The organism is uncultured Thermosynechococcus sp., assembly GCF_938074695.1.
Lineage (GTDB): Bacteria > Cyanobacteriota > Cyanobacteriia > Thermosynechococcales > Thermosynechococcaceae > Thermosynechococcus.
Map to the genome: position 1 here is coordinate 26,993 of NZ_CALJEM010000059.1, position 8,969 is coordinate 35,961.

The 8,969-nt window shown below is 54.5% G+C and carries 7 protein-coding genes; 2 read left to right on the forward strand and 5 right to left on the reverse strand.

Features of this window, described 5'->3' with window-relative positions; translation table 11 throughout:
- Positions 1 to 17: 17 nt before the first annotated feature.
- From uvrA to Q0683_RS08820, 5 genes are all read right to left on the reverse strand, one after another.
- The gene (gene uvrA, locus Q0683_RS08800) at positions 18 to 2,873 is read right to left on the reverse strand and encodes an excinuclease ABC subunit UvrA (RefSeq protein ID WP_298977341.1); all 2,856 of its coding nucleotides are present in this window, start codon (positions 2,871 to 2,873) and stop codon (positions 18 to 20) included.
- Between the two features lie 142 nt (positions 2,874 to 3,015).
- Complete coding sequence (groL, locus tag Q0683_RS08805) at positions 3,016 to 4,653, reverse strand: chaperonin GroEL (protein ID WP_298612535.1); 1,638 nt, start codon at positions 4,651 to 4,653, stop codon at positions 3,016 to 3,018.
- Between the two features lie 68 nt (positions 4,654 to 4,721).
- Positions 4,722 to 5,033 carry a co-chaperone GroES gene (gene groES, locus Q0683_RS08810; RefSeq protein ID WP_298612538.1) on the reverse strand — a complete coding sequence of 104 codons (312 nt, stop codon included), beginning with the start codon at positions 5,031 to 5,033 and terminating at the stop codon, positions 4,722 to 4,724.
- 186 nt (positions 5,034 to 5,219) lie between these two features.
- The gene (locus Q0683_RS08815) at positions 5,220 to 6,029 is read right to left on the reverse strand and encodes a carbohydrate ABC transporter permease (protein ID WP_366142468.1); all 810 of its coding nucleotides are present in this window, start codon (positions 6,027 to 6,029) and stop codon (positions 5,220 to 5,222) included.
- Positions 6,016 to 6,816 (reverse strand): ammonium transporter, encoded by an 801-nt coding sequence (locus tag Q0683_RS08820; RefSeq protein WP_298977344.1) that lies wholly within the window; start codon positions 6,814 to 6,816, stop codon positions 6,016 to 6,018. Before Q0683_RS08820 ends, Q0683_RS08815 begins: the two co-directional genes overlap by 14 nt.
- A 168-nt stretch (positions 6,817 to 6,984) precedes the next feature.
- Here Q0683_RS08820 and Q0683_RS08825 point away from each other — a divergent pair, with 168 nt between their 5' ends.
- Together Q0683_RS08825 and Q0683_RS08830 are read left to right on the forward strand one after the other, a co-directional pair.
- Entirely contained in the window at positions 6,985 to 7,617 is a 633-nt protein-coding gene (locus tag Q0683_RS08825; protein WP_298612547.1) for an MORN repeat-containing protein, read from the forward strand.
- Between the two features lie 21 nt (positions 7,618 to 7,638).
- Entirely contained in the window at positions 7,639 to 8,895 is a 1,257-nt protein-coding gene (locus Q0683_RS08830; protein WP_298977348.1) for a folylpolyglutamate synthase/dihydrofolate synthase family protein, read from the forward strand.
- Positions 8,896 to 8,969 lie beyond the last annotated feature (74 nt).

Consider the following 8,969-nt stretch of genomic DNA (forward strand, 5'->3'; position numbering starts at 1 on the left):
TCAGTATTCTACTCCTGTCACTTGGGAGCGGTGCGATTTAAGACCTTGGCGAGATACTGCCCTGTGTAGGATTGGGGCATCAGTGCCACCGCTTCAGGGGTACCGACGGCAACTACATTTCCCCCGCGATCGCCCCCCTCTGGCCCTAGATCAATAATCCAATCGGCACAGCGAATCACATCGAGATTGTGTTCAATGACCAGAACCGAGTTGCCCTTGTCCACCAGCCGCTGCAACACATCGAGGAGTTTGTGGACATCGTAAAAAGACAGTCCTGTGGTCGGCTCATCAATGAGGTAGAGTGTTTTGCCCGTTGCGCGGCGCGACAATTCAGCTGCCAATTTTAAGCGTTGCGCTTCACCGCCAGAGAGTGTGGGTGCCGTTTGCCCCAGTTTCAAATACCCTAAGCCCACATCCACGAGGGTTTGCAGCTTGCTTACCGCCTTGGGGATATTTGCAAAAAAAGTCAGCGCCGTCTCGGCGGTCATCTCTAAAACATCGGCAATTGAGCAGCCCTTGTACTTCACCTGCAGCGTATCGCGGTTGTAGCGTGTCCCCTTGCACACCTCGCACCGGACATAGACATTGGGCAGAAAGTTCATCTCAATTACATTCACTCCTTGACCTGCACAGGCTTCACAGCGACCACCCTTAATGTTGAAGGAAAATTGTCCTGGTTTATAGCCCCGTGCCTTGGCCTCAACGGTTTGGCTAAAGACCTCACGGATCACGTCAAAAACCCCAATGTAGGTGGCAGGGTTCGAGCGGGGGGTGCGGCCAATGGGAGACTGGTCAATGACAATCACCTTATCAATGGCGTTCAAGCCTTCAATGCCCCCCAGTTCCTTCGGCAGGGGCACAGGCTGACCCAGATGGTGTTGAAGCGCAGGGTAGAGCACTTCGTGCATCAGGGTGGATTTGCCCGATCCTGAGACCCCCGTCAGACACACCAGCTTGCCAAGGGGAATTTCTACGGTGATGTTTTTGAGATTGTTGCGGGAGACGTTTTTGAGAACAAGGGACTGGCCATTGCCGGCTCGGCGATCGCTGGGGGTTTCAATGCGCTTGCGTCCCGATAGATAGGCGCCCGTCAGGGAGTCAGGATGGTTGAGAATTGCCTCTAAGTTGCCCTGGGCCACAATCTGACCGCCATGCACCCCTGCGCCTGGGCCAATATCCACAATGTGATCGGCAGCGCGGATTGTGTCCTCATCGTGTTCGACCACAATTAGCGTATTCCCCAAGTCCCGCAGGCGAAAGAGTGTTTTCAGCAGGCGATCGTTATCCCGCTGATGTAGGCCAATACTCGGTTCATCGAGGACATAGAGCACGCCGGTCAGGCCAGAGCCAATTTGGGTGGCCAAGCGAATGCGCTGGGCTTCGCCGCCAGAGAGGGTAGCTGCACTGCGGTCCAGCGTCAGGTAATCCAGCCCTACATCAATTAGAAATTGCAACCGCGCCGTCACTTCCCGCAGGGCCAGTTCAGCGATTTGCTGTTGTCGCCGGCTTAGCTGTAGCGATTGAATTCGTGCCAAGCACTCGCGAATTGAAACACTCGTGAGATCGGTAATGCGATACTGCCCCAAGCGTACCGCCAGAGCAGCCGGTTTGAGGCGTTGCCCACCACAGGCGGGGCAGGTTTGGTTGACTTGGTATTCTTCTAGCTTTTGGCGGTAGGTCTCGGAGGTGGTCTCGCGGTACTGCCGCTCCAAAATGGGGATCACCCCTTGAAATTGGCGGTAGTAGTCCCGTTTGCGATAGCGGGAATCGGCGGGGATGCGAATCGGGGCGTCGGTGCCGTAGAGAATAATTTCCCGCTGTAATTCTGTGAGGCGGTACCAAGGGGTGTTGATGTCAAAGCCAAAGGCCTCGGCAACGCCGCAAAGTAGGGCAAGGTAGTAGTCATGTTCCTTCTCTGCCCAAGGGGCGATCGCCAGATAGACGGGGAGTTCAGGATTGGGGACAATCAACTCCGGGCTAAATTTGCGTAGGTAGCCCAGGCCATGACACTCTGAACAGGCACCATAGGGGGAGTTAAAGGAAAACAGCCGCGGGGATAGCTCATCCATCACTGCCCCATGCTCAGGGCAGGCGAAATTCTCTGAAAACAGGAGTGTTTGCTCCTCCGCCTCAGCTTCACGGGGCACGACACTGATCATGGCTGTACCGTTGGCGTGGTGCAACGCCGTTCGCAGGGAATCGGCTAAGCGTTCCTCAATCCCCGGCTTCAGCACAAGGCGATCCACCACAATCTCAATGGTGTGAGCCTGGTTTTTATCCAGTTCAATAGCCTCACTGAGGTCGCGCACCTCACCATCAATGCGCACGCGCACAAAGCCTTCACCGGCCAGACTCGATAGCAGCTTTTTGTGGCTGCCCTTTTTGCCCTTGACCACAGGAGCAAGGATCTGAAACCGCGTTTGCAGCGGTAACTGCATGACCTGATCCACCATCTCATCAACGGTCTGCGGGCGAATCGAGCGATCGCAATGGGGACAGTGGGGTTCACCTGCACGGCCATAGAGGAGCCGCAAGTAGTCGTAGATTTCCGTAACTGTTCCCACAGTTGAGCGGGGATTGTGGGAAGCGGACTTTTGATCAATGGAAATGGCCGGACTCAGCCCCTCAATGGCATCCACATCGGGCTTATCCAACTGGCCGAGAAATTGGCGAGCATAGGCGCTGAGGGACTCTACGTAGCGGCGCTGGCCTTCAGCAAAAATGGTGTCAAAGGCAAGGGAGGACTTGCCCGACCCCGAAACCCCCGTCATCACAATCAGGCGATCGCGGGGCAGATCGAGGTCAATGTTTTTTAGATTGTGTTGTCGTGCACCCCGAATGCGAATTTCACCCGTCGGGACTGGATCGCCCATGCTGCAAAAGTGCAAATGTTAAAAAACGTTACATTGAGGGCTATTATAGCAATGCTGCCAGACCCTTTTGGAGACACCAAATAAAAAAAGCGGGGTATAGGCTCCCCGCTTTGAGTGCGACTTAGGTTACGACGGGTTGGGCTTAGTAGTCGAAGTCACCGCCCATGCCGGCACCGGCGCCCGCAGGATTGTTTTCTTTGGGTTCGGGCTTGTCAACGATGATGCACTCGGTGGTCAGCACCATACCGGCAATGGAGGCCGCATTCTGCAGAGCCGAGCGGGTGACTTTAGCAGGGTCAACAATACCGGCATCAAACATGTTGACATATTCATCTTTGGCGGCATCATACCCCACATCGAAGGGTTTTTCCTTAACCCGTTCGACAATGATGGCACCATTTTGCCCGGCGTTTTCGGCAATGCGACGCAAAGGAGCGCTAAGGGCACGCTCAACAATGTTGGCACCAATCAGTTCTTCACCCGTCAGGTGCTCGGCGGCCCAGTTGCTCAGCTCAGGAGCAAGGTGCACCAAGGTGGTACCACCACCGGGGACAATCCCCTCTTCAACGGCAGCTTTGGTAGCGTTAATCGCATCTTCCAGACGGAGTTTGCGATCTTTCATCTCGGTTTCGGTAGCGGCACCCACTTTAATCACCGCCACACCACCGGCCAGTTTGGCCAACCGCTCTTGCAGTTTTTCTTTGTCGTAGCTGGAGTCGGTTTCCTCGATTTGGCGACGGATTTGCTCGCAGCGAGCTTTGACGGCTTTTTCATTGCCTTCCGCCACAATCGTGGTGTGATCTTTGGTGATTGTGATGCGGCGAGCTTTCCCCAGCATATCCAGCTTGGCATTTTCCAGCTTCAGACCCGCATCTTCGGTGATCACTTGACCCCCGGTGAGGACGGCAATATCTTCGAGCATCGCTTTACGGCGATCGCCAAAGCCGGGAGCTTTCACCGCAGCCACACTCAAGACACCGCGCAGACGGTTGACCACCAGGGTCGCTAGAGCCTCTTTCTCGATGTCTTCGGCAATGATCACCAAGGGTTTACCGGCGCGAGCCACTTGTTCGAGGATCGGCACCAAGTCTTGAACCAAGGTAATTTTCTTGTCGGTGACCAGCACGAAGGGTTCATCGAGCACCGCTTCCATGCGCTCGGTATCGGTGGCAAAGTAGGGGGAGATATACCCCTTGTCAAAGCGCATCCCCTCGGTGACCTCCAGTTCGGTGGTCATGGATTTGCCCTCTTCGAGGGAGATCACGCCTTCTTTACCCACTTTGTCCATGGCATCGGCAATCATCCGACCCACTTCTTCATCGTTCCCCGCGGAAATGGCAGCCACTTGGGCAATGGCTTTGGAATCTTCCACAGGACGGGCATGTTCAGCAATTTTTTCGACAAGGAACTGGGTGGCTTTGTCAATCCCCCGTTTCAGGGCAATGGGGTTCGCACCGGCGGCAACGTTGCGCAACCCTTCTTTCACCATGGCATGGGCCAGCACCGTCGCCGTAGTGGTACCGTCGCCGGCAGCATCATTGGTTTTCGAGGCGGCTTGACGGATGAGAGCTACACCCGTGTTTTCAATGTGATCTTCCAGTTCAATTTCTTTGGCAATGGTAACACCGTCGTTGACAATTTGCGGCGCACCAAATTTTTTCTCCAGAACCACGTTCCGCCCTTTCGGACCTAGGGTCACGGCCACGGATTCAGCCAAAATGTCCATCCCTTTTTCCAGGGCACGACGAGCATTTTCGTTGTAGATAATCCGCTTCGCCATATGTGTTTCCTACCTCAATCGTTCAACAGTGATGAAAAATCGCACAGGAATGAAAGGGAGTCAGCGACCTAGCCAACAATGGCCAAGATGTCTTTTTCCGAGAGGAGAACGTAGTCTTCGCCCGCCAGTTTCACTTCGGTACCGGCATATTTGGAGTACAGCACTTTGTCCCCCACTTTCACATCCATCGGCTGACGCTTGCCGTCTTCAGTGAGTTTACCGGGACCTACGGCGGTCACTTCGCCCACTTGGGGTTTTTCACGGGCGTTGTCGGGCAGCAGGATGCCCCCTGCGGTGCGTTCTTCACTTTCGCTGACTTTGACAAAAATGCGATCGCCCAAAGGCTTCACAGTTGAAACGCTTAGAGATACGGGTGCCATAGCGTACTGTTCTCCCACTTGTAAGAGTATGGATTGATATACTCACTGCACGGCTAATCGCGCAGTCTCTGGGGGGTAAGAGCTTGACTGGCAATGGTTTAGCACTCTCACCCTTCGAGTGCTAATGTAGCGAGAGACAGTTGGCGATCGCAACTCCTGTTGCAGTACGGTTTTCCGAACGGAGCTTTAGCTTTTTAGCCCCGTAGTAGCAATGCCACGAATGAGTTGCCGCTGACCCAAAATAAACAAAATCATCACCGGTACGGTGGCAATCACCGCCGCCGCCATCATCAACGGCCAATCGTTGGTGAACTGCTCCTGAAAATTGGCTAGGGAAAGCTGCACCGTCATCAGTTCTGGTTTGGTGGTAAAGACCAAGGGCTTAAAGAGATCATTCCACTCCCCAATAAAGGTAAAGATAAACAGCGTCACCAAGGCCGGTCGGCTCAGGGGCAAGAGGATATGCCAGAGCACTTGCCACCGAGTTGCCCCATCCAAAAGTGCTGCTTCCTCAAGGGCAACGGGTAGCGTGAGAAAAAACTGCCGCATTAAAAACACGCCAAAGCCATTGGCGGCAGTAGGTAAAATCAAAGCCCCATAGGTATTGATGAGATGAGCCGCCTTGAGGATGAGAAAAATTGGGATAACCAAGAGTTGAAAGGGGATGACCAGCGTCGCCAATATCAGCAGCAGAATGAAGCGTTGTCCCGGAAACGAAAGCCGCGCAAGGGCGTAACCTGCTAAGGCTGAGGTCACCAACTGAAGCGCCGTCACCGCCAAAGCCACAAAGGTGGAGTTGACAAAAGCCAAGATAAAGTGTCCCTGCTGCCATGCCGCTTGATAGCTTTGCCATGTCCAGCCTTGAGGGGGCAACAGTTGGGTGGGCAAGGTTCCCGGTGGCCAGCCCGACGTACAGAGCACCACTAGAAAGGGGCTGAGAACCAGCAAGGCTCCCAATGCCAATACGAGTGTTAAGCCTACCCTAAGAGCAACCACTGCCGGACATCCGTTTTAGCAAATCCACAAATCCTTTGATTTCTTCGCGGAAAAGGAAGCCGGTATAGGCTGCCATGCCATGCTCGCCAATATCCAGCCCCTCGATTTCCTCTTTGGGGGAAACGCGGATGCCAATAGGGGCGTTCAGGAGTAGACACACTGCTGTACTAAGGGCAACGGTAAAGTCACCACTCCAGAGTAATGCCTTCAGAGATCCCTCCCCAGCTTCATGAAAGCGCCCTGAACCATCGGCAAAGAGACCTACCGCTAGAGTACCCCAGATACCATTAACGAGGTGCACAGAAATCGCTGCCACGGGGGCATCAATATCAATTTTTAGCTGGTTGCTTGCCACTACCGAAAAAGTAATAACCGTACCAACAATAATGCCAAGCAAGGTCGCACTTTCAAGGGTAACAAAGGCACAGGGCGCCGTAATCGCCACCAGTCCTGCAAGAATACCGTTGATAATCATCGAAAGGTCAGGCTTGCCAATAGAGTGCGGAAACCACCGTTGCAGTGACGCCCCCAAGGCTGCTGCTTTATTCGTGTTCACGACAATGGGGGCGATCGCCCCTGGATCTGCGGCCATGGTTGACCCATCGGCTAGAAACCGACCTAGACGCAGCCCCAAAAGAGGTGCTCCCATCAAGAATGCGGCTGTTGCACTGCCAAAGCCAATCATTGCCGCGAAAGTCAACAGCGTAGGGCAAGTCGGCAGAGAGAGAATTCGCGTCAGGGGGAATTGAAGACGTAATCCCTGTCGCCAGACAAAACCCAGTTTCACAGAGGCAGATGTCGGAAAAGAAAACAGTTGAAACTTGTAAACCCCCGGCCAAAATCCTTAGGAAAATCTTAGGGTTTAGTTGCCGGCCCTCTGTCTCAATTTTGCATAGGCAGTTAGCTGTGCCAGTTAGAGAAGTTGCAATTGTCCACCCTTGTGGAGTGTCCAGTAATGACTCATCCGCACTACCCAAATCCTGCTGTTATCCACCGCTGGGTGATGAGTTTTTGCTTTGTTGGTTTAGGATGTGCAACCCTGCCCTTGGCTCCTGTCACTGCTCAAATCGCCGTCTATGAAGGGCGACGCGTCAGCGGGGACGTAAGCATGACTCTCCCCGACGGCAGTACCTACAAAGGGGAATTGCTGAATGGCCGCTTTAATGGCCAAGGCATTCTCACAATGGCCAATGGCAACCGTTACGAGGGGGAATTTCGCAATGGCCGCTACCACGGTCAAGGGGTGCTGACCTATGCTGATGGTGGACGCTACGAAGGTGGCTTTGCGGATGGCATCTTTAACGGCAAGGGAGTTTTGCAACTGGCCAACGGCCAACGCTACGCGGGCACGTTTCTCAATGGTCAGTATCATGGGGAGGGGGTGCTCACTTTTCCCGACGGTACCCGCTATGAGGGGCAGTTTCTGGCGGGCAAGTATCATGGAACAGGGACGCTCTCCTTTGGAGATGGCACAAGCTATGCCGGAGAGTTTCGCAATGGCTTATTTGAAGGACAGGGGGTGCTCACCCTGCCAGATGGCTCTCGCATTATTGCTACATGGCGCAATGGTCGCCGCGAACCCCGCTAATCCTTTTCAATCTGGCCGGCTGTGACTGATCCACTGACGGCAGCATTGAGTCCCTATGCCCGTTTTGGAATTCGCCTTGGCCTTGAACCTATCCAAGCACTGCTGAGTGCTTTGGGGTCTCCCCAGTTACAAGTGCCTTTGGTTCACGTTGCAGGAACCAATGGTAAAGGCTCGGTGTGTGCCTATCTGGATAGTGTTTTACGGGCAGCGGGTTATCGAACAGGTCGTTATACCTCGCCCCATCTGTTGAGTTGGTGTGAGCGCATTTGTGTTGATGGTGAATCCATTGCCCCTGAAGTTTTTTTGAGATTGATTCAGCAGATTGAAGCAGTACTGCCACAGGTGGCCTACCCCCCCAGTCAGTTTGAGGTGATCACAGCGGCGGCATGGCTCTATTTTGCCCAGCAGCAGGTGGAGGTGGCGGTGATCGAGGTGGGCTTGGGAGGACGCTTGGATGCAACAAATGTGTGTCAACCCCCTTTGGTGAGTGTGATTACCTCCATCGGTTGGGATCATTGGCAGCGGTTGGGCAATAGCTTGGGGGCGATCGCGGGTGAAAAGGCCGGCATTCTCAAGCAGGGGGTGCCCGCTGTTATTGGCCCTGTTCCCCCCGAAGCAAAATCCGTGATTGCAGAGCGTTTGGAGGCCTTGGGGTGCCCGGCGATTTGGCCAGAACCCGCGCAGTGGTGTGCCGATCGTCTTGGATGGGCCAGTTGGGGTGGCATCGAGTATCCCTTGCCCTTGGCCGGCGAGATGCAGTTAGTCAATTCGGCGATCGCGATCGCCACTCTGCAATGCTTGCAAACCCAAGGCTGGCAAATTTCCCTCGCCGCCATTCAGCAGGGGATGGCCCAAACCCGCTGGCCGGGACGACTGCAATGGTTACCTTGGCAAGGGCGAAAACTGCTCATTGATGGTGCCCACAATGCCCCTGCAGCCGCCTACCTGCGGCAATACGTGGATCAGTTAGGATGGCAAGAGGTGACGTGGGTGGTGGGGATGCTGGCCAATAAAGATCACGAGGGGATTCTTAAACATCTCCTACGGGCCGGCGATCGCCTGTGGTTGGTACCCGTGCCGGCTCATGCAAGCGCTAACTTAGAGGACTTGCAGGCTCTTGCCCACGCCTGTTGCCCTGAGTTAGGGGAGTGCCGATGTTTTAACGATGTGGCCGAGGCACTCGATATAGCGGGCGATCGCTGTGTGGTCTGTGGCTCCCTCTATTTAATCGCTCATGTTTTGGGGGCGATCGCAAGCCCAGACTTTCAAGCAACGTGAGACCTGATTGATCTTAATCGCCATTTGACATCCGCCCCGGCCTATTAGCTTGCGCCCGCGCAGCGGTACGGCGG

Excerpts from the sequence above, each read along its gene's own strand:
- uvrA (WP_298977341.1), bottom strand. The coding sequence starts at position 2,873 with ATGGGCGATCCAGTCCCGACGGGTGAAATTCGCATTCGGGGTGCACGA.
- groL (WP_298612535.1), bottom strand. The coding sequence starts at position 4,653 with ATGGCGAAGCGGATTATCTACAACGAAAATGCTCGTCGTGCCCTGGAA.
- groES (WP_298612538.1), bottom strand. The coding sequence starts at position 5,033 with ATGGCACCCGTATCTCTAAGCGTTTCAACTGTGAAGCCTTTGGGCGAT.
- Q0683_RS08825 (WP_298612547.1), top strand. The coding sequence starts at position 6,985 with ATGACTCATCCGCACTACCCAAATCCTGCTGTTATCCACCGCTGGGTG.